Consider the following 19809-nt stretch of genomic DNA (forward strand, 5'->3'; position numbering starts at 1 on the left):
CGCTGAAAACGCCTGCCCACAACGATCTCAGGCTGTTCTACGGGCACTGCCAATTATCTTAAAAACGTGAACCATACCAGCTTTTAATGACCGATTTGTCACAAGGATTCGCGTTTCCTTTTTTCCTTCGGCCTATTTTGCGATGATGTCTAAAGCATTCCGGAATACGGACGTAAAACGGATGAAAGGTTGCGTATCGGCGCATTTTTTTAGCGACAGAAGGCGAAACTCCGTGTGCGCCCCGGATCTACCATCCTCCGGCATGCCGCTTCGCCTTGTGTGCGCTGGCGCTCACGGCGGTACAGGTTTGGCGCGGAATTCCTTGCCTATGTCCGATGGCCGACTTCTGGAGGCAATAGTCTGCCGGTATGATACGGGCGGTTCTGGATTCCGGGACGCCGGCATCCAGGGCGGGTTTTCCCGATGAGGCACAGGCAAGCCGACGTTTTCGGCGCTCGCCAGTGCGGTCCGATTGGCGTTGCGCTCCATGCGGGCGGGTGGGTAGAGATAGATGAAGCGATTCCTGCGAGTTTACATCGGCGTTTGCGCCTCGATAGCGGCCGCGTCGGCACATGCCGACTGTTTCGACGAGGCCGCGAAATACCAGAAGGTCAATCCGCTGATCCTGCGTGCGATCGCCTGGCAGGAATCTCATAACAAGCCCGACGCCATCAACAAGAATGCCAACGGCTCCACCGATTACGGGCTGATGCAGATCAACTCCATTCATTTGAACACGCTTTCGCAGTACGGCATTTCCAGCGGCACGCTGATGGAGCCGTGCAAGAGCGTGTACGTCGCGGCCTGGCATCTGCGTCAGAAGATGAACAAGTATGGCAATACCTGGCAGGCGGTCGGCGCCTATCACTCGGAAACGCCTGCGCTGCGCGACAAGTATTCACGGCAGATCATCGATATCCTGAGCCGCTGGAAGCTGCTCCAGGCTTCGCGCTGAAGGCTCCGGCCACCTCAAGCTCCGGCCGCCTCAAGCTCTGGCCCTTTCGGCATCCAGGCATCGCGCGGCGGCGCAGCCGCGTTTTGATGCACAATTCATCCTCCAGCAGACTTCATTCACGCGTCGGACGGGCGTGAGCGGAGCGTTCGTCGCATCGCGTCGCGTTTTGCCGCCCGTGGCCGCATTTTGCCGGCCGCCTCGACCGTCCACTGCGCCACCTCTCACCGCGCCATGCGCGCCATGCCGATGAACCAGCCGCCACTGCCAGTCACCGTGCTTTCGGGCTTCTCGGGCGCGGGCAAGACCACGCTCCTCGATCATCTGCTGACGCACGGCGATGGCCTCCGGATCGCCGGGATCGCCGGCACCGAGGCGAACGCGGGCAAGGAATGCGTCGAAATGCCGAACGGCTGCGCGCGCTTCGCGCTTTCCGGCGATCCGTCCGCGCTGATCGAGCGTATCGCGGCGCAACAGCGCTTCGACGTGATCGTGATCGAATCGACGGGCGCGGCCGACCCGATGCAGATCGCCGAAACCCTGACGTTCGCCGACGACGAAGGCGCGTCGCTATCCGAGATCGCGCGCCTCGATACGATGGTGACCGTGGTCGACGCGTCGAACTTCATGCGCGACTATGCGTCGGCAGAGGCGCTTGCCGGGCGCGGAATCGCGGACAGCGCGGGCAGCGCGGGCAGCGAGGAGGACGATCGTACGGTCGTCGAAGTACTCGTCGAGCAGATCGAGTACTGCGACGTGATGGTCGTGAGCAAGACGGATCTCGTGAGCGCGGAGGAGGTCGGGCAGTTGAGGCGCATCCTGCACGCCATCAATCCGCGTGCGGAGCTGATCGACGCGCGCTTCGGCGCAGTGCCGCCCGCCGACGTGCTGAACACGGGCCGCTTCGATTTCGACGCGACGGCAAGCGCGCCCGGCTGGCTCGCGACGCTCAACGCCGATGAAGAACCCGACGGCACGCCTGATGAATTCGGCGTCGGCCATTTCGTCTACCGGGCGCGGCGGCCGTTTCATCCGGAGCGTCTGTGGACGCTGCTGCATCAGGAGTGGCCTGGCGTGCTGCGCAGCAAGGGCTTTTTCTGGCTCGCGACGCGCAGCGATGTCGGCGGATCGCTGTCGCAGGCGGGCGGCGCCTGCCGACACGGGCCGGCCGGCGTGTGGTGGGCGGCGCAGGATCGCAGCGAGTGGCCGACGGGCGACGCGGAACTGGAAGCGGAAATTGTCGCGGACTGGTATGGCGACCCGGACGATACGAGCATCGGCGACCGCCGTCAGGAACTGGTGCTGATCGGCGTCGATCTGGACGCGAACGAGTGGCAACGCAAGTTCGACGCGTGCCTTCTGAGCGACGAAGAATGGGCCGCCGGACCGGAAGCATGGAACCAGATGAACGATCCGTTTCCGCCGTGGGACATCGAGGAACATGACCACGAGCATGACCACGACCACGATCACGGAGACGACTGCGATTGCGGACATCACGCGCATTGAGCGCGTGCCGGACGCATCGATGACGCATCGATCACGCATCTCGCAAGGCCGAAAAAAAACCCGCCAGCGGGCGGGTCGTGTCCAGCGTGCTACCGGGGTAGCCTGACAATCGGCAAAAAACTTACCGCTTGTTCACTGCGTCCTTGAATGCCTTGCCAGCCGTAAACTTGACGGTCTTGGCGGCCGGAATCTTGATGGATTCGCCGGTCTTCGGGTTACGGCCGGTGCGCGCTGCGCGCTTGCCCGAGCCGAAGCTGCCGAAGCCGATCAACTGCACTGCGTCACCCTTCGATACAGCCTTCTTGATCACCTCGAGCAGCGTGTCCAGCGTTTCGCCGGTTTGAGCCTTGCTGGCGCCGGTCTGAGCGGCTACGGCGTCGATCAGTTCCTGTTTGTTCATTAAGGTTCCTTTATCAGTTTAGGTTGACACGAACAGCGCGAACGCGCCGATTATACGTGCGCGGGCCGTGCAGTCGAGTGGTGGCGGCATTCCGGCGCCCCCGGCCGGTGATCTGGCGTCTGTCCACATCATGGCCGTCCTGCCGCCTTTCTATGCGGCGCTTGGTATCATAACGCAGCGCAAACCCAATCAGGATAAGGGTTTCAAAGAATTACCCTTAAATTTTGGGCACACGTGGTATTTTGCGGCCGTTCAATCCTTGGGTCCGATCCATGCTACGAGAGCTGATCGTCGAATACGGGTTGCCGTTGGTTTTTGCCAACGTTCTGCTGGAGTCGCTCGGTTTACCCCTTCCAGCCTTGCCCACATTGGTTCTCACGGGTGCGATCGCATCCGCCGCGACCCTCGGTTCGAGCCCGGATGCGTGGCTTCCCCAATCCACCTTGCTGGCGATCGCGGGTGTCGCGATTGCCGCCGCGCTGATCGGCGATCTCGTCTGGTTCTGGCTCGGGCGGCGCTACGGCAGCCGCGTGCTGAGGTTCATGTGCAAGCTGTCGATGTCGCGCGATTCGTGCGTCTCGCGCAGCGAAGGTTTCTTCGGACGCTTCGGCGTGCGCGTGCTGACCATCTCCAAGTTCATTCCCGGGCTCTCGACACTCGCGATTCCGGTGGCCGGTGCGACGGGCGTGTCGCTCGGCAGCTTCCTGATCTACGACGCGATCGGCGCGGCGCTGTGGGCAACGGCCGGCGTCGCGATCGGCAGCCTGTTCGCGACCGCGGTCGATACGGTGCTCGTCTGGCTCGACTGGCTCGGGCGCGGCGCGCTCGTGATCGTTGCCGCGGCACTCGTGCTGTACATGGCGGCGCGCTGGTGGCATCGCATGTCGCTCGTGCGGCGCCTGCGCATGACACGCATCAACATCGAGCAATTGCGCGCGCTTCTTGCGGGCGAGCCGCCGCCGCTCGTCGTCGACGTGCGGCGCGAGCAGGGCCGCATGATCGACCCTTACGTGATCCCTGGTGCGCTCACGCTGCGCGACGGCGACCCCGTGCCGCAACTCGCGGACCTGCCTCGCGACCGCAAGCTCGTGCTGTACTGCGACTGTCCGAACGAGGTGTCGGCGGCACTCGTCGCGCAGCAAATGAAGGAGCATGGCTTCACGGACGTCGCGCCGCTTCTGGGCGGTCTCGACGCGTGGCGCGCAGCCGGCTACACGCTCGAACCCATCTTGCTCGATGCCGCGGCGAAGGACATGAAGCGTGCGGTCGCGAAGTCGGCATCGTCGTGAATGCCTGCCCGCGCGCGATCCGATTTGAACCGTCGTCCGGTCTTTCAACTGACTTTCGCGGTTCGTTGAAGCGGTTCGTTGAACCGGACGGCATTGCACTGACCGAATGACCGATCCGCTATCTCCCGCTCGCTTCGACGGCGAATCCTGGGCCGCGCACTGGCCGCAGCGCCGCATCTTTACGGCCGTCGATACGCATTTCGACGACGGCCGCCGTTTCCTCGCCGCATGGGCCGCGTGGCGCGACGATCCCGCGCGCTGCGAACGGCTGCACTACGTATCGACGGGAACGCTCGACACGCTTTCACACGCGCCCGCCACGGACGACCCGCACTTCGTGCGGCAACTCGCGCGCGTGTGGCCGATGCGGGTGGCAGGCGTGCATCGGCTGGAATTCGAGTCGGGGCGTGTCGTGCTCACACTCGCCATCGGCGACGGCCCGCACGTGCTGCAAAAGCTGTGGCTGCGTGCCGATGCGATTCGTCTGCGCATCGATCCCGACGACGATGCGCTCGCCACGTGCAAGTCGCTCGCGCGCATCGCGGGTGACGGTGCCGTCGTCCACGCCGGGCCGCATCCGCAACTCGCGCGCTCGCTCGAAGCGGCTGGTTTCGCCGTCGATCAGGCATCGCAAACGTTGAACATGCCGATTACCGCGCGCTTCGCGCCGCGCTGGCGCGTGCGCCGTCACGAACCGCCGCTTGCCACATCCGCTTCGGAACGCGAAGCGATTGTGATCGGCGCGGGTCTTGCAGGCTGCGCCGTGATGTCGCGCCTTGCGTCGCGCGGCTGGCACGTGACGCTGATCGACCGCCACGCGGAAGTCGCCCGCGACGCATCGGGCAATCCCGCCGGGGTGTTTCATCCGATCGTCTGGCGCGACGATAGCGTCGCCGCCCGCCTCACGCGCGCGGGCTTTCTCCATGCGCTGTGCCACTGGACCGAACTGGAACAGGCCGGGCACGATTTGCAGCGCAGCAGCCGCGGCCTGCTCCAGATCGCCGATACGCCCGCAGACGCCCGCGCACTCGCCGACGCCATCGCGCACTTCGGCTTTCCGGAATCGTACGCGGTCGCGGCGACGCAAGACGAAGCGTCGCGCATTGCCGGAATCGAGGTGGCGCGCGGCGGCTGGTTCTTCAAGCATGGCGGAGCGATCTCGCCTGCGGCGGTCTGCGCCGCGCAGTGCGCGGCGGCCGGCGACGCGCTCACGCGCCGCTTCGATACGCACGTTGCGCGTATCGAACACGATGGCCGCATCTGGCGCGCATTCGATTCGAACGGCGAAGAAATCGCCCGGGCACCGGTCGTCGTGCTGGCGAACGCGCACGACGCGGAACGGCTCGCCGGACTGTACGGCCAGCCGACGCGCTCCGTGCGCGGCCAGTTGACCGTGCTCGAGAACACGCCGCTCGACGCGCTGCGGGTGCCGGTCGTCGGTGACGGCTATGCGGTGCCGCTTCACACGCATCGCACGCTGACGGGCGCCACCTACGACATCGACGACACGGGTCGCGACATTCGTCCCGCGAGCCATGAGGAAAACGTTAAACGCGTTGCCGGCATGCTACCGTCGCTGAACGGATGGACAGCCAGCGCGCCCGAAGGCCGCGTCGCGTTCCGATGCGTGACGAGCGACCGCATGCCGATGATCGGCCAGCTCGCCGACGAAGCCGCCTCGCGCGCCAGCGCCGCACGCCTTTCGGGCGCGTGGCCGCTCGATCTTCCGCGCGCGCCGGGGCTTTTCGGCGCGTTCGCATTCGGCTCGCGGGGGCTCGTCTGGTCGGCACTGGGCGCAGAGTTGATCGCGTCGCAGATCGAAGGCGAGCCGTGGCCGATCGAGCGCGAACTGGCCGAGGCCGTCGACCCGGCGCGATTCCTCCTGCGCGCCTTGCGTCACGGCGCATTCTCCTGACACAGCCGACGCGTTATCCACCGCGACCTGTGGATAACGCGTCGAAGAGCGGGCTGAAGACTTGTGCACTCGTTGTGGGCGTAAACGGGACAACTCGGCGTCCGCGCGTTGCGCGCAAAAGTTGTTCCGAGTTGCCTTCGCTCGGCGCACACGTTCACCTGCCGCTTTTACTCTCTTCAAGCCGCTGAATCCAAACGTGAAAAGCGGGTTATCCACAGAAATGAGGCGGGCTTGTTAACTGCTACTACGTATACATACGGTAGACCTGTAAACACCTGAACCGGCCTCCATCGGAAGCGCCATTCGCCAGGTTCCCGACAAAAATCGGATCATAAGGAGGTCGTTTTTTCCTGTTATTCCAAGTGTTTCCGGTTGCTTTTACCTCATTGAATCATTGTGTTAGCCAAAGACTGTGTTGTGTTTTGAGCTATGGCACAATCGCCCTTCTTCCCGCGTCACGCCGTTGAAAACGGCGTCCGCTTTCAACGGAACGATGGTCGTGCGGTCAGAATCTGAATCACCAAAGCCGACAACCATCGTTTGCTGTGTCCGGTCTCGCGATTGAGCCAGGTTGTCGTGTGTTCCCGCTGTCGACAAGACGCGGCACGTGCGGCCGTGTGGCGCGGCCGGCGCTTCGTCTAATCAAGGCACGGCCTGTCCGTGACGCCGTGTTCGGTTCCGAAATTCGTTTCGCCTGAGTGAACCAACGATCGAAATGCCGGACGGGGTCAATCGTCCGCGGGTGTTTCGCTGTACACGCGCGAGTCACGTAACAGTTCACGTGCATCATCTGCTGAACGCTGCGAAGGAGAAGCCATCACGATGAATTCGGCATTTTCGTTTCTACCCGCCTGGCCGCTCGAACCCGACGCCATTTTCTGGGCCGGTCTCGCGCTCGTCGCCGCGGGGCTCTGCGGCGAATTGCTATGGCGGGCCTGGCGCCTGCCGCGCATCACCGGCTACGCGGTGATCGGCCTGATCGCGGGCAATGCGGGCTTCGGCGTGATCGACGTGAGCGCAGCCGGGCTGTCGCGGCCGCTGCTCGACGTCGCGCTCGGCCTGCTCCTGTTCGAACTCGGCAGCCGGCTCGATTTGCGCTGGATTCGCCGCAATCCGTACCTGATTCTGTCGAGCATCGCCGAGTCGACGCTGACCTTCGTTCTCGTCCTGATCGCACTCATGATGTGCAATGTGCAGACGATGCCGTCGATCGTGATCGCCGCGATCGCGATGGCGACGTCGCCCGCCATGGTCATCCAGCTGAAAACCGAACTGCGCGCCGAAGGGCAGGTCACGCAGCGCCTGATGACGCTGACCGCGCTGAACAGCATGTACGCGGTGGTGATCGAAAAGCTCGCAGCGGGCGTACTGCATCAGGAAATCTACGGCAACGCGTTCGCGACGATCGTGCAGCCGCTCTATCTGCTGCTCGGCTCGCTCGTGCTCGCGTTCCTGCTCGCGCGCGCCTGCAACCTGCTGTACCGGCGGCTCAACGCGAACGACGAGCATTCGTTCGTCGCGCTCTTCGGGCTCGTGCTGCTCGCGATCGCGATTGCGCATGTGTTCAAGCTTTCGACGATCCTCGCGCTGCTGGCCGCTGGCATCATCGTGAAGAACGCCGACGAGCGCCCGCAACTCTGGCCGACGCACTTCGGCTCGGCGGGGTGGCTGCTCACGGTGATCCTGTTCGCGCTCACGCTCACGTCGTTCGAATGGCGCGACATCGTGCTCGGCGGCGTGGCGGCGCTCGCGCTGATCGCGGCGCGCTTTGTCGGCAAGCTCGTCGGCGTGCTGATGTTCGCGAAGCCGAGCGGCCTGAACTGGAAGCAGGGCGCGGCGCTCGGCGTCGCGTTGTCGCCCATGTCGGCGCTCGCGTACCTGCTCGTGGACGATATGTATGTCCTGTATCCCGACTACGACCCGACGCTGCGCGCGATCGTCATGTGCTCGATCGTCGTGCTGCAGATCGTGGCGCCGTTTCTCGTGTACCGCAGCCTGTCGGCGGTCGGCGAGCGGCGCGAGTAAGGGCACTGAAGTCAACCGGAAGCATCGATTAATCAAGAGGCGCCATGTCACTCGAACCCTTCATCAACTCTGAACCGTTCACGTTCGGCGTCGAACTGGAAATCCAGGTCGTCAACACGCACGACTACGATCTGACCAAGGCCGCGTCCGATCTGATGCGTCTCATCAAGGACGAAAAGATTCCGGGCAACATCACGCCGGAAATCACGGAAAGCATGATCGAGCTGTCGACCGGCATTTGCACGACGCACGAACAGGCCGTCACCGACCTGCGCGCGATCCGCGACACGCTTGTCTCCGCGGCGGACCAGTTGAACGTCGGCCTGTGCGGCGGCGGCACGCACGCGTTTCAGCAATGGAGCGAGCGGCAGATCTTCGATACGCCGCGCTTTCAGTACATTTCCGAACTGTACGGCTATCTTGCGAAGCAGTTCACGGTGTTCGGGCAGCACGTTCACATCGGCTGCCCGGATCCGAACAGCGCGCTCTTTCTGCTGCATTCCATGTCGCGGTTCATTCCGCATTTCATTGCGCTTTCGGCTTCCTCGCCTTACATCCAGGGCGTCGACACCGGCTTTCACTCGGCCCGGCTGAATTCGGTATTCGCCTTTCCGCTCTCGGGCCGCGCGCCGTTCGCGCTCACGTGGGACAGCTTCGAGGAATATTTCTCGAAGATGGTGAGCACGGGCGTCGTGAACAGCATGAAGGACTTCTACTGGGACATCCGCCCGAAGCCCGGCTTCGGCACGATCGAAGTGCGGGTGATGGACACGCCGCTCTCGGTGGACCGGGCGGCGGCGATCGCCTGCTACATCCAGACGCTGTCGCGTTATCTGCTGCTCGACAAGCCGCTCACGCTGAAGGAAGACGACTACCTCGTCTATACCTTCAATCGTTTCGAAGCTTGCCGCTTCGGCATGGAAGGAAGCTGCGTCAATCCGCAGACGGGCGAGCGGCGGACCATCGCGGAAGACATTCTCGAAACGCTCGATGTCATCGCCCCGCATGCCGAGGCGCTCGGCTCGACGGAAGCGCTTCGTCAGGTCGGCGAAATCGCGCGCGGTGGCGTGAACGATGCGACGTGGCTGCGCGGCGTCTTCGCCAAGGAAAAGTCGCTGCACGAAGCGGTGCGGCAGCAATGTCTGCAATGGCGTCAATGATCGCTTATTGCGCCGCGATTGAATCGGCCCGCTTTCGAGCGGGCTTTTTTTTGGATTTTTTTTGTTTGTCAGCGCCTATGCGTTCCGACAGGATGTTTCTAAGGTTTACCTGAATAGAGTCGTATACATACGTAATAGTAGTTAACAAGGACTGGAAGATTCTGTGGACAACTGCAAAAAGCCAAGCAAAGTCAAAGGACTAGCGTCGAGATAAGTGCACTCGATTGGCGTGCGTCGCTCGCCGGAGCCGAGGACAACCCGGAAGCACCCGGCGTGGCACGCAGAGTTGTCCAGAATCCGCGCACATCGAAAAGACAGGTTGTCCCGCGGGTTATCCACAGATTCGCGGGGATAACTAAGGTGTACGTTTCTTCCGTGTCGCTTAGAATGTCGTTTTTGCCGGCTGCGCTGAATGGCGAGGCACGGCGGGAAAGGAAGAAAGCGCTGGCTTCAGCATACAAGCGCGAAGAGTTGCAATGTCCCTTCAGGCGTGACGATCGTGTATTGGAATGCCTGAATTTTGAGATGGCGGAATTCGCGGGCAGGGAAGGAACGCGAAGAGGCCTGCGGCACGATGGCGCAAAGCGCGTGTCGTCTGCGGGTGTCCGCTGTCAAAACACATGAGCGGAACAAGAAGCGAAAGACTATGAGCGAAGGCGTTTATGGTGAGCAGGCCACCGGGCGGGTAACGCACGGCCTGCTGCGGCTGAGCACGGCGATGCGCAGCCAGGCTTGGGAATGGGCGGAAGGCGCGGGGCTTACGCCGACCCAGGGCGAAATTCTCGTTTTGCTGATGCAGCGCAAGGGTCCGATGCGGCTCGGCGAAATCGCGCGGGAAACCGCGCTGACCGCCGCGACGACGAGCGATGCCGTCAGCACGCTGGAAGGCAAGGGGCTGGTGGAAAAGCGCCGCGCGATCGACGATGGCCGCGCGCTCGCGGTACGTCTGACGGCGCGGGGCCGCACGGCGGCGAAGCGCGCGCTGCAATGGCCGGACTTCCTGGCGAAGGCGGTCGGCACGCTGCGCGACGACGAGCAGGCGGCGTTCTATCGGACGCTGCTGAAAACGATCCGTCAGCTGGAAGCGCAGGAACAGATTCCGGCGCACCGCATGTGTCTTTCGTGTGCGCACTTCGAGGTCAGCAAGAATCCGAAGCGCTCGCCGCATCACTGCGCGCTGCTGCAGATTTCGATGGCCGACACCGATCTGCGGCTCGATTGTTCGGTATACGAAGAAGCCGACGTCTCGACGCAGAAGAAGAGCTGGAAGGTTTTCGCCCAGGTGGCCTGAAGGCGCCATTCGGCGGGATGTGAGCTTGCGGCGAGTCGGTTAGACTGTTTCGGGTCGTGCCCCCATTGAGGCGGCGCGGCCCGTCATCTATTCGCAGTCTGCAGCCACGGAAATCCTGCCGATGAAACATGAAGTCCTGGCGATCCGCCACGTCTATTTCGAAGATCTGGGCAATCTCGAACTGGTACTCGGCGACCGCGGCCACCTCGTGCGCTATCTCGATGTCGGCCGCGCCCGCATCGACGCCCCGAATCCGCTCGATCCGTCGCTGATGGTCGTGCTCGGCGGGCCGATCGGCGCCTACGAGGAAGCCAGCTACCCGCACCTCGCGCCGCTCCTTGCAATGCTGGAAAAGCGCATCGCAGCGGGGCTGCCGACCATCGGCATCTGTCTCGGCTCGCAGCTGATCGCCCGCGCGCTCGGCGCCCGCGTCTATCCGGCCGCGCAAAAGGAGCTCGGCTGGCATCCGCTGACGCTCACCGAAGCTGGCCGCGCGTCGGCGCTTCGTCATCTCGAAGCCGACGGCCAGCCGATACCCGTCTTTCACTGGCACGGCGATACGTTCGATCTTCCCGCCGGCGCCACGCATCTCGCGTCGACGCCCGCTTGCGCCAATCAGGCGTTCACCTGGGGCGAGCACGTGCTCGCGCTGCAATGTCATCCGGAAGTCCTTGCCGATCGCTTCGAAAGCTGGCTCGTCGCGTATCCGGGCGATATCGCGCAGAGCGCCACCGACGTGAGGTCGCTGCGCGAGGACACCGCGCGCCACGGCCCGGTGCTCGAGCGTGCCGCCCGCGCGATGTTCGGCGAATGGCTCGACCGGTTCGCGTTCGGGCTCGCCCGGTAAACGTCCGACACGAGGTTCAGATTCATGCAGACCATACTCGATGCCGTACTGATCGGCAAGGTCGCGCCGCTCGGCACGCTGGGCAAGAAAAGCGCCATCCACAAGACGCCCGTGTCCGAGCGGGTGGCGGTGGGCGAAACCGGTCTCGAAGGCGACGAGCAGTTCGAGCGCAAGCACCACGGCGGCCCGGAAAAGGCGCTTCTTCACTATTCGTTCGATCACTACGCGAGCTGGCGCGAGGAATGGCCCGCCGGCACGGCCGGTCTTGCGCGTTTCGAGAAGCCCGGCGCGTTCGGCGAGAACCTGTCGTCGCGCGGTGTCGGCGAACACGATGTGTGCGTGGGCGACGTGTTTCGCATCGGCACGGCGATCGTGCAGGTTTCGCAGCCGCGTCAGCCATGCTGGAAGCTCAACCTGCGCTTCTCCCGCGATGACATGTCGCGCCGCGTCCAGGATACGCGCCGCACCGGCTGGTACTACCGCGTGCTGGAGCCGGGCGAGATCGGTGCGGGGGACAGCGTCGAGCGTCTCGCGCGGCCGCATCCCGAATGGAGCGTCGCGCGTCTCCTGCGCGTGCTCTACGTGGATCGCGACGATCGCGCATCGCTCGAAGGCATGGCCGCGCTCGACGCGCTCAGTCCGGGATGGCGCAAGACCGCGGCGAAGCGCCTTGAAAGCGGCCAGGTGGAGTCGTGGACGGGCCGCCTCGACATGCCCGCGGGCTAGACGCGAAGAATCGAATCACGCGCGAGCCGTGCGCGATCTGCAGGAAAAAAAGCGAAGTGATATTCTGGTCCGCTCCTTTTCCTCACCGGAAATCCGTCATGAGCGCGCTGTTTTCACCGCACACGCTGCGTAGCGTCAAGCTTGCCAATCGTATCGTCGTATCGCCGATGTGCCAGTACTCCGCCGAGCGTGGCGAAGCCAACGAATGGCACATGATCCATCTCGGCCACCTCGCGCTTTCGGGTGCGGCCATGCTGTGCATCGAGGCGACGGCGGTGGAGCCCGAGGGCCGCATCACGCCCGGCGACCTCGGCCTGTGGGACGACGTCACCGAAGCCGCGCTCAAGCCAGTGCTCGCGGCCATCCGCAAGCATTCGAAGATCGCCGTGACGATGCAGCTTGCCCATGCGGGCCGCAAGGCGTCGAGTCATGCGCCTTGGGACGGTGGTCAGCTGATTCCGGTGTCCGAAGGCGGCTGGCTGCCGCATGCGCCCTCCGCGGTTCCGCAGAAAGCGGACGAAACGCCGCCTCTTGCGCTCGACACCGCCGGTCTCATCCGTGTTCGCGAGGCGTTCGTCGCGTCGGCGAAGCGGGCGGCGCGGCTCGGCATCGACGGCATCGAAGTGCACGCCGCGCACGGCTACCTGCTGCATCAGTTCCTTTCTCCGATCGCCAACCATCGCACCGACGAATACGGCGGCTCGCTCGAGAACCGCATGCGCTATCCGCTCGAAATCTTCGACGCGGTGCGCGCGGCGTTTCCCGCCGACAAGCCGGTCGGCGTGCGTGTGTCGGCGACGGACTGGGTGGAGGGCGGCTGGGGTATCGAAGACACCATCGCGTTCGCGAACGAGCTGAAAAAGCGTGGCGTGGACTGGGTCGACGTGTCGTCGGGCGGCGTGTCGCCGCTGCAGAAGATTCCGCTCGAACCCGGCTATCAGGTGCCCTTCGCGAAGGCCGTGAAGGAAGCGACCGGCGTGAACACCGTTGCCGTCGGACTGATTACCGACCCTGTACATGCCGAAGAGATCGTCGCGAGCGGCACGGCCGATTTCGTCGCGATGGCGCGCGCGATGCTCTACGATCCCCGCTGGCCCTGGCACGCCGCGGCCGTGCTTGGTGCGAGCGTCGATGCGCCGCCGCAGTACTGGCGTTCGCAGCCGCGCGAGCTGAAGACGCTGTTCGGCGACATCTCGTTCGGCCAGCGCTAGCGCGCGAACGACGGTGCGTACCGGATGTTGCGCAGGGTGCTTCGGATTGATTGCGACGGTTGAATTCGTCTGCGCCTAACGTGTACGATGCCGGATGTCCTGCCGCCATGCGTTCAGGACGAGAACGCGGCGCCTCCGAGGCCGCCGCGTTTTTTTAATTCCGATTCGTTCAGCTGCTTTTTTCGCGGGACTAGACGCGCGCGCGGCGCATCGAAGCGGGCACGAGACAACCATCCCCACCGTTCGATATTTAAGGATTCATTCGATGAGTTCACGCAGGGTCACCGTTCGCCGCTCGGGCGTGCATGGCAAGGGCGTGTTTGCCGCGAGGCGGATTGCGGCGGGCGAGCAGGTGATGGAATACAAGGGCGAACGCATTACGTGGAAGGAGGCGTTGCGCCGTCATCCGCACAATCCGGAAGAACCGAATCACACGTTCTACTTCGCACTCGACGACGGCCACGTGATCGACGGCAAGATCGACGGCAACAGCGCGAAGTACATCAACCACTCGTGCGCGCCGAACTGCGAAGCCGAGGAAGTGGAAGGCCGCGTGTTCATCCACGCACTCCGCGATATCGAGCCGGACGAGGAACTGAACTACGACTACGGTCTCGTGATCGACGGGCGCATCACGAAGAAGCTCAAGAAGGAATACGAGTGCCGCTGCGGCTCGAAGAAGTGCCGGGGCACCATGCTCGCGTTGAAGAAGTAGGCCGGCTGCAAAAAGCGAGGGGCCCTGCCTTGCAGGCGCCACGCGAAAGAAACGCCACGGCGAGCGCTGCTGCCGTGGCGTTTTTTTCATGCCGGAGGGGGCGGTCCCGGGTCCTGTGGCTTCAGCGGAATCCGCACGATGAAGCGTGCGCCGCCTTCCGGCGCGTCTTCGTAATGCACACTGCCGCCGTGCAGCACCATGATGTCGTGGACGATCGCAAGGCCGAGCCCCGCGCCGCCCTCCACGTTCTGCCCGTCGCCGCGGAAGAAGCGCTTGAAGAGATCCGGCTGCTGGTCGTGCGGCACGCCCGGGCCGTTGTCCTCCACGACGACTTCGCCGAAGCGCCGGTTCGATGCGTCGGTGAACTCGGTTACGGAGAGCGTCACGCGCGCGCCTTCGTGGCGATACGGCGGAATGTACTTCAGCGCGTTGTCGATCAGGTTGGCGATCACCTCGCGCACCAGCACCACGTTGCCGCGCGCAAACAGCGGATGCTCGTTCTCCGGATCGTCGAGGCGCTGGAAGCCCAGATCGACGTGCGCCGCGAGCGCGCGCGGCACCCACTCCGCGCCGGTTTCGAAAGCAAGCGCGGCGATGTCGAAATCGGCGAAACGCGCCGCCTGCTCGCCCGGCTCGGCGCGGGCAAGCGAGAGCAACTGATTCGACAGCCGCACCGCCCGGTCCGCCGACGCCCGCAGCTCCTTCACCGCTTCGAGCGCCTTCGCCGGATCGCGTGCGTTCACCGCCTGTTCTGCGTGGAGCTTGACCGCGGTGAGCGGCGTGCGCAATTGATGCGCCGCGTCGGCGATGAACTTGCGCTGCGCGTCGAGCGCCGTCTGCAGGCGATCGAGCAGGCCGTTCATCGCGCTCGTGAGCGGGCGGATCTCGATCGGCACGTGCGTTTCGTCAACGGGCTCGAGCGAGATGTGTGTCTGCTGATTCAGCGTGTCGGCAAGATCCGTCAGCGGATTGAGCTGCTGGTTCACGACGCGCCACACGATCACCCAGCCTGCGAGCAGCAGGAGGAGCAGCGGCATCATGATCGCGACCAGGAACTCGACCGCAATGCGATAGCGCGAGCCGACGCGCTGCGCCACTTCGACGACGATCGGATTGCCGTGCGGCTGGTCCACGCGCACCTGGGCCGCGCGCACGCTCGTGCCCTGATAGTGCGTTTCGAATACGTACGCGTAGTGGATGCGCCGCACGCTCGTGCCCGTGAGCGGCAGATCGGGCTCGCCGGCGATCTCGTTCTCGCCGTCGCTGATGCGGTAGATCAGCTGCTCGACGGGGTCCGAGAACATCGCCTGCGCGAGCGGCGGGACGGTCACGGGCGCATCGACGCCCGCGAGCTGGATCTGGCGGGAAATCGCGGTGGCGAGATCAGCGAGCGAACGGTCGACCACGTGCTGGGTGTACTGCCAGGCGAGCCAGTACGCCATCAGCCCGCTCATCAGGGCGAGCAGCGACAGCGGCGCCGCGAGCCGGCGCAGCAGGGTCTGCCGCAGGCTCGGCGGCGGCGGCGTGCCGGTCACCTTGGATTGCGCGAGGTGAAGCCAATCGTCGCGGGCGAAACGCTCGTCGCTCGTGCGCCGGGGAGGGAATCGCAAGGCGTCGTCGACAGGCGCTTACGCGGCCTGCCGGATTTCCTGCAGCAGGTAGCCGAAGCCGCGCACCGTCACGATTTCCACCCGCGTGTTTTCGAGTTTCTTGCGCACGCGGTGCACGTAGACTTCGATCGCGGTATCGCCGAGGTCGCCGCCGAAGTGCGTCAGGTGATCCTGAAGCTGTGCCTTGCTGACGACACGGCCATGGCGCAGCAGCAGCATTTCAAGCACGGCGAATTCGCGCGGCGACAGTTCGAGCGGCTTTTCGTCGTTGAAGATCCGGCGATCCACACCCGACAGGCGCAGCCCGCCAAGCGACACTTCCGGACGCGGCACGTCGCCATGCGGCCCGCTGCGGCGCATCACGGCGCGGATGCGCGCTTCCAGCTCCTGCGGTTCGAACGGCTTGAGCATGTAATCGTCGGCGCCGCTGTTCAGGCCCTGCACGCGGTCGTGCAGTTCATCGCGCGCCGTCAGGATGATCACCGGCGTGTGGCGGTTGCTCTGGCGGAAGCGCGAAAGCAGCGTCATGCCGTCTATGCCCGGAAGCCCGAGATCGAGAATCACGAGCTCATGCCGGTTCTGCGCGAGCGCCTGCTCGGCGAAAATGCCGTCGTGCACCATGTCGACGGTGAAGCCGGCTTGTTCCAGGCTGCTTTGAATGCCGCGCGCGATGGGGCGGTCGTCTTCGATCAGAAGGATTCGCATAGGGGTCGCTCAAGTACAATGGGTTGAGCTCGAACCGGCGCGGGCCGGACCGGGAGCATCGACGCAGCGGCGCGGATTCGAGCCAGTTCAAGTCTTTTACGTCAAAGGCGGCACACCGCGGCCATGCTGGCTGCCGCGAACGGCTGTGAACCGGATATCTACCTGCTCGGACATGCGCGAAATCCCGATCCACGAACTCGAAGCCGCAATCAATTTCTGGCGCAACCGCTCGCCATCGACGGGTGACGAACTGAGTCTCTGCAAAGAGGCAAGCGCGCTGTCAAAGCCGTATGCGCAGTCGATTGTACAGCGTGAGTCCTCAATACCGCCGGGATGGCTGGACGCCAGCGCCCGCGCAGCCTGGGAAGCTTACGAGCGCGTTAAAAACAGCATGCCGGAATGAAAGCATGCGTATGGAACGACTTGCGATAAGCTTCGAATTTGCTTTCGAAGTATCGATTCGCCGCCGTTTCTCCCACTTTTGAGCACTTTACGGATGTCATGGTTCGTAATAGAACGGTCATCCGCTTATGCGTCCGGGCGGCGGTTTTCCGTACTTTCGACGCGCGGTGTCACGCGTCTGCGGCAATCGAATCGATGAATTTTGCGAGCTTCGCATCGCGGTCGGTGAGGCCGTTGGCGTCGTGGCTCGTGAGCGTGATTTCGACCCGGTTGTAGACGTTCGTCCACTCCGGATGGTGGTCCATCTCCTGCGCCTTGATGGCGACGCGCGTCATGAAGCCGAACGCCTCGTTGAAGTCGGCGAACTCGAAGCGCCGGTAGATCGCCTTTCCGGCGAGCGCTTCCTGCCAGCCGTTCAGTTCGGACAGCAATTGCTCGATCATGTCGGGCCTGATCTTGTCGTTCATCGCGTGCCTCGGTCTGCGTGTGGGGAATCTTCAATTATGAGCCGCGCTAGTCCCGTACGTTCCGGTCTGATCAAACAATAAGCACGTGCCGATGCAGTAAACTCGCATGCTCGGCGATTCTGTGCAGGAAACTCTCATGGTGGAACTCGATCACTTCGATCTCGCGCTTCTCGACGTGCTTCAGCGCTTCGGACGCGCGACGCATCAGCAACTGGGCGAACAGGTGCCGCTCTCGCCGTCGCAAATCGGGCGGCGCCTGCAGCGGCTCGAGTCGGCGGGTGTGATCGAGGGCTATCGCGTGGTGTTGCGGCCTGAAAAGCTCGGGCTCGGCGTGACGGCGTTCACGAGCCTGAAGCTCAAGCACCACGGCGATACGGTGATCGAGCAGTTCCAGCAGCAGATCGAGATGCTGCCCGAAGTGCTCGAATGTCACGCGACGGTGGGCGACGCCGACTATCTGCTGCGGATAGTCGCGCCCGACCTGAACGCGCTGTCATCGTTCGTGATGAAGAAACTGATGCGGGTGCCGGGCGTCGACAGCGTGCGCTCGAACATCGTGCTGACGACGTTCAAGCGTAATGGTCCGCTGCCGCTCGGGCACCTGTCGGGGGACGCGGCGAGTTAAGCCGGCTGGCCGAGCAGGTCCACGTAGGCGAGCGGCACCAGGTCGCTCTGGGCGACGCCCAGGCGCGCGAACATGTCGTGTGCTTCCTTTTCGCCCGCGGCTTCGTCGTCGTCCTGGCCGAGCACCACTTCCAGTTCGACGAAATCGCCGAGCCCGTCCACGCGATCCAGATGAATCCGCGTGCGCCCGACGAGATACACGTGGCGCTCCTTCGTGACGATGCCGCGCGTCGTCAGCGCCTGCGCGAGCAGCGCGTGCATCGCTTCCGGATTGGTCACCGGGCTGCGCGAGTAGTAGGAAACCTTCGGGCCGTCGCGGTCGTCGCGCTGGTAGAAGATCAGCTCCGACGGCGTGCCGTCGTCGAATTGACGCAGCTTCAGGCGGCCGCTCGGCACGTCGTAGAAGAAGTCCTGCTGGCGGAAGATGAGCGGCGCGTCGGGTGCAAGCGCAGCGGCGCGCTCGCGAAGCTGGTCGAAATGATGCGCGCGAGCCTTGATTTCGATGTTGCGTGCCATGTGGGAAAACTCCTGGAACCCGGTTGAAAAGCCAGGGCTCAGACTAACAAAATTTTCGCGACTGGCGCTCGAATGGCGCCCGGGGCACTGTCTGGATCGGCCATTTACACCGACCATTGATCCTCGATCAGCCGCAGCGCTGCGGCGATCGCGGGCTCGTCGCAGCGCTCGGCGAGCGCGATGAACGAAAGCTGCGTGGACACCGTCATTCCTTCGACGATCGTCAGCGCGTGCGCATGCGCCTGCGCGATCGCGATCGAATCGCGGGCAAGCGAGAGGCCGACGCCCGATTTGACGAGATCGAGCATCGACGGCTCCTGATCGACTTCCGCGACGATCACGGGCGTGGCGCCCGCCAGCTCGAAAATGCGCGACAGCAGCCGGTGATGCGCCGATTCCGGCGGCGTCCAGATCCACGGCAGCTTGGCGAGCGCGGCCCAGTCGCGTTTGCCCTTGTTCACGCGGTTGTGCCAGCCCGCCGGGGCGAGCACGCGGTACAGGAACGGCGTCAGCGTCACTACGTGAAAGCGCTCGCCGTCGCGGGTGCCGTCGGCGGCCGGGTCGCCGATATAGAACCCGACATCGAGATCGCGCGCCTTGATGCGCTCGAACACCCAGCCCGACATGCCGTGCCTGAGCGCGGTTTCGATCTGAGGATAGGTTTCCACCAGTTGCCGCAGAAAGCCGCCGAGCCGCAGGAATTCGGGATCGAGAATCGTGCCGATGCGCAGCCGTCCGCGCACCTCGTGCCGTAGTGCGGAGGCGGCACGCTGAACTTCGCCGGCCGCGGCGAGCGCGCGCTCCGCGTGGGGCAGAAGCGCTTCGCCATCGCGCGTGAGCAGCAGACCGTGCGAGGTGCGCGAAAACAGCACGACGCCGAGCATCTCCTGCAAATTCTTGATCTGCAGGCTCACCGCCGGTTGCGTGAGATGCAGCTGAACGGCGGCGCGCGTGAGATTGCCTTCGCGGGCGACAGTCACGAAGGCGCGGAGCAGGGTGTAGTCCATCGCCTGATATTAACTCCGCTTATATCGCAATTGAACATATCTCATTGGATTTCGAGACAGGTCCGGCAGTACGCTTCGAGCATCGGTGACTGGACCCAGCTAACGAGGAAGCACATGAGCGAGACACATCAGAGCGAAACGCGCGTTGCGGCGCTGTCGCATTTCATCGGCGGACGGCGGGTGGACGGCACGAGCGACCGTTTCGGCGACGTGTTCAACCCGGCCACCGGCGCGGTTTCGTCGCGCGTGCCGCTCGCGAGCGTCGCGGAAGTCGATGCGGCCGTCGCCGCCGCGAAAGCCGCGTTCCCTGCCTGGAGCGAAACCGCGCCGCTCAAGCGCGCCCGCGTGATGTTCAAGTTCAAGCAGCTGCTCGACGAGCACCACGACGAGTTGGCCGAACTCATCACCCGGGAGCACGGCAAGGTGTTCAGCGACGCC

20 protein-coding genes are annotated in these 19809 nt (G+C 64.0%); 14 read left to right on the top strand and 6 right to left on the bottom strand.

The genetic code is table 11. From position 1 onward, the window contains the following. Positions 1 to 511: 511 nt before the first annotated feature. The gene (locus BG61_RS26630) at positions 512 to 955 is read left to right on the top strand and encodes a lytic transglycosylase domain-containing protein (protein ID WP_035933824.1); all 444 of its coding nucleotides are present in this window, start codon (positions 512 to 514) and stop codon (positions 953 to 955) included. Positions 956 to 1201: 246 nt separating this feature from the next. Further along, a complete protein-coding gene (locus BG61_RS26635; protein WP_035933873.1) occupies positions 1202 to 2461 on the top strand; it encodes a GTP-binding protein in 1260 nt (419 codons plus the stop codon). Positions 2462 to 2582: 121 nt separating this feature from the next. Here BG61_RS26635 and BG61_RS26640 read toward each other — a convergent pair whose 3' ends face one another. Next, on the bottom strand, positions 2583 to 2861 hold the full coding sequence (locus tag BG61_RS26640; RefSeq protein ID WP_008352404.1) for an HU family DNA-binding protein: 279 nt from the start codon (positions 2859 to 2861) through the stop codon (positions 2583 to 2585). 272 nt (positions 2862 to 3133) lie between these two features. On the opposite strand from BG61_RS26640, the gene BG61_RS26645 reads away from it, so the two are divergent. The 9 genes from BG61_RS26645 (at position 3134) to BG61_RS26685 (ending at position 14040) form a co-directional block, all read left to right on the top strand. Next, entirely contained in the window at positions 3134 to 4150 is a 1017-nt protein-coding gene (locus BG61_RS26645) for a DedA family protein/thiosulfate sulfurtransferase GlpE (RefSeq protein WP_035933825.1), read from the top strand. 106 nt (positions 4151 to 4256) lie between these two features. Continuing rightward, positions 4257 to 6065 (top strand): FAD-dependent 5-carboxymethylaminomethyl-2-thiouridine(34) oxidoreductase MnmC1, encoded by a 1809-nt coding sequence (gene mnmC1 / locus BG61_RS26650; RefSeq protein ID WP_035933828.1) that lies wholly within the window; start codon positions 4257 to 4259, stop codon positions 6063 to 6065. A gap of 822 nt (positions 6066 to 6887) precedes the next feature. Beyond that, positions 6888 to 8090, top strand: coding sequence for a cation:proton antiporter (locus BG61_RS26655; RefSeq protein WP_035933830.1), 1203 nt, complete (start codon positions 6888 to 6890; stop codon positions 8088 to 8090). A 44-nt stretch (positions 8091 to 8134) separates the two neighbouring features. Further along, the gene (locus BG61_RS26660; RefSeq protein ID WP_035933832.1) at positions 8135 to 9250 is read left to right on the top strand and encodes a YbdK family carboxylate-amine ligase; all 1116 of its coding nucleotides are present in this window, start codon (positions 8135 to 8137) and stop codon (positions 9248 to 9250) included. 646 nt (positions 9251 to 9896) lie between these two features. Continuing rightward, positions 9897 to 10541: a MarR family winged helix-turn-helix transcriptional regulator gene (locus tag BG61_RS26665; RefSeq protein ID WP_035933835.1), complete on the top strand. Its 645-nt coding sequence runs from the start codon at positions 9897 to 9899 to the stop codon at positions 10539 to 10541. Between the two features lie 121 nt (positions 10542 to 10662). Further along, positions 10663 to 11388: a glutamine amidotransferase gene (locus tag BG61_RS26670; RefSeq protein ID WP_035933837.1), complete on the top strand. Its 726-nt coding sequence runs from the start codon at positions 10663 to 10665 to the stop codon at positions 11386 to 11388. 24 nt (positions 11389 to 11412) lie between these two features. Next, positions 11413 to 12114: an MOSC domain-containing protein gene (locus BG61_RS26675; RefSeq protein WP_035933840.1), complete on the top strand. Its 702-nt coding sequence runs from the start codon at positions 11413 to 11415 to the stop codon at positions 12112 to 12114. A gap of 98 nt (positions 12115 to 12212) precedes the next feature. Then, entirely contained in the window at positions 12213 to 13325 is a 1113-nt protein-coding gene (locus tag BG61_RS26680; RefSeq protein WP_035933842.1) for an NADH:flavin oxidoreductase/NADH oxidase, read from the top strand. A 265-nt stretch (positions 13326 to 13590) separates the two neighbouring features. After that, positions 13591 to 14040, top strand: coding sequence for an SET domain-containing protein (locus BG61_RS26685; protein ID WP_051672800.1), 450 nt, complete (start codon positions 13591 to 13593; stop codon positions 14038 to 14040). Positions 14041 to 14126: 86 nt separating this feature from the next. Here BG61_RS26685 and BG61_RS26690 read toward each other — a convergent pair whose 3' ends face one another. Next, a complete protein-coding gene (locus BG61_RS26690) occupies positions 14127 to 15650 on the bottom strand; it encodes a sensor histidine kinase (RefSeq protein ID WP_035933844.1) in 1524 nt (507 codons plus the stop codon). An 18-nt stretch (positions 15651 to 15668) separates the two neighbouring features. Beyond that, positions 15669 to 16355: a response regulator transcription factor gene (locus BG61_RS26695; RefSeq protein WP_035933846.1), complete on the bottom strand. Its 687-nt coding sequence runs from the start codon at positions 16353 to 16355 to the stop codon at positions 15669 to 15671. Between the two features lie 172 nt (positions 16356 to 16527). Here BG61_RS26695 and BG61_RS40390 point away from each other — a divergent pair, with 172 nt between their 5' ends. Beyond that, complete coding sequence (locus BG61_RS40390; protein WP_035933848.1) at positions 16528 to 16758, top strand: DUF3717 domain-containing protein; 231 nt, start codon at positions 16528 to 16530, stop codon at positions 16756 to 16758. Positions 16759 to 16927: 169 nt separating this feature from the next. On the opposite strand, the gene BG61_RS26700 is transcribed toward BG61_RS40390, so the two are convergent. Further along, on the bottom strand, positions 16928 to 17224 hold the full coding sequence (locus BG61_RS26700) for a 4a-hydroxytetrahydrobiopterin dehydratase (protein ID WP_035933851.1): 297 nt from the start codon (positions 17222 to 17224) through the stop codon (positions 16928 to 16930). Positions 17225 to 17360: 136 nt separating this feature from the next. Here BG61_RS26700 and BG61_RS26705 point away from each other — a divergent pair, with 136 nt between their 5' ends. Next, on the top strand, positions 17361 to 17849 hold the full coding sequence (locus tag BG61_RS26705; RefSeq protein WP_035933876.1) for an Lrp/AsnC family transcriptional regulator: 489 nt from the start codon (positions 17361 to 17363) through the stop codon (positions 17847 to 17849). Here BG61_RS26705 and BG61_RS26710 read toward each other — a convergent pair. Further along, positions 17846 to 18364, bottom strand: a complete 519-nt coding sequence (locus BG61_RS26710; protein ID WP_035933853.1) for a class IV adenylate cyclase — start codon at positions 18362 to 18364, stop codon at positions 17846 to 17848. The two genes, BG61_RS26705 and BG61_RS26710, sit on opposite strands and share 4 nt — an antisense overlap. Before the next feature lie 104 nt (positions 18365 to 18468). Beyond that, positions 18469 to 19371, bottom strand: coding sequence for a LysR family transcriptional regulator (locus BG61_RS26715; protein ID WP_035933854.1), 903 nt, complete (start codon positions 19369 to 19371; stop codon positions 18469 to 18471). Between the two features lie 114 nt (positions 19372 to 19485). Between BG61_RS26715 and BG61_RS26720 the strand changes: the two genes are divergently transcribed. Next, the coding region (locus BG61_RS26720; protein ID WP_035942476.1) for an aldehyde dehydrogenase family protein at positions 19486 to 19809 on the top strand (324 nt) is incomplete at its 3' end.

It is taken from the genome of Caballeronia glathei (assembly GCF_000698595.1).
GTDB classification, from domain to species: domain Bacteria; phylum Pseudomonadota; class Gammaproteobacteria; order Burkholderiales; family Burkholderiaceae; genus Caballeronia; species Caballeronia glathei.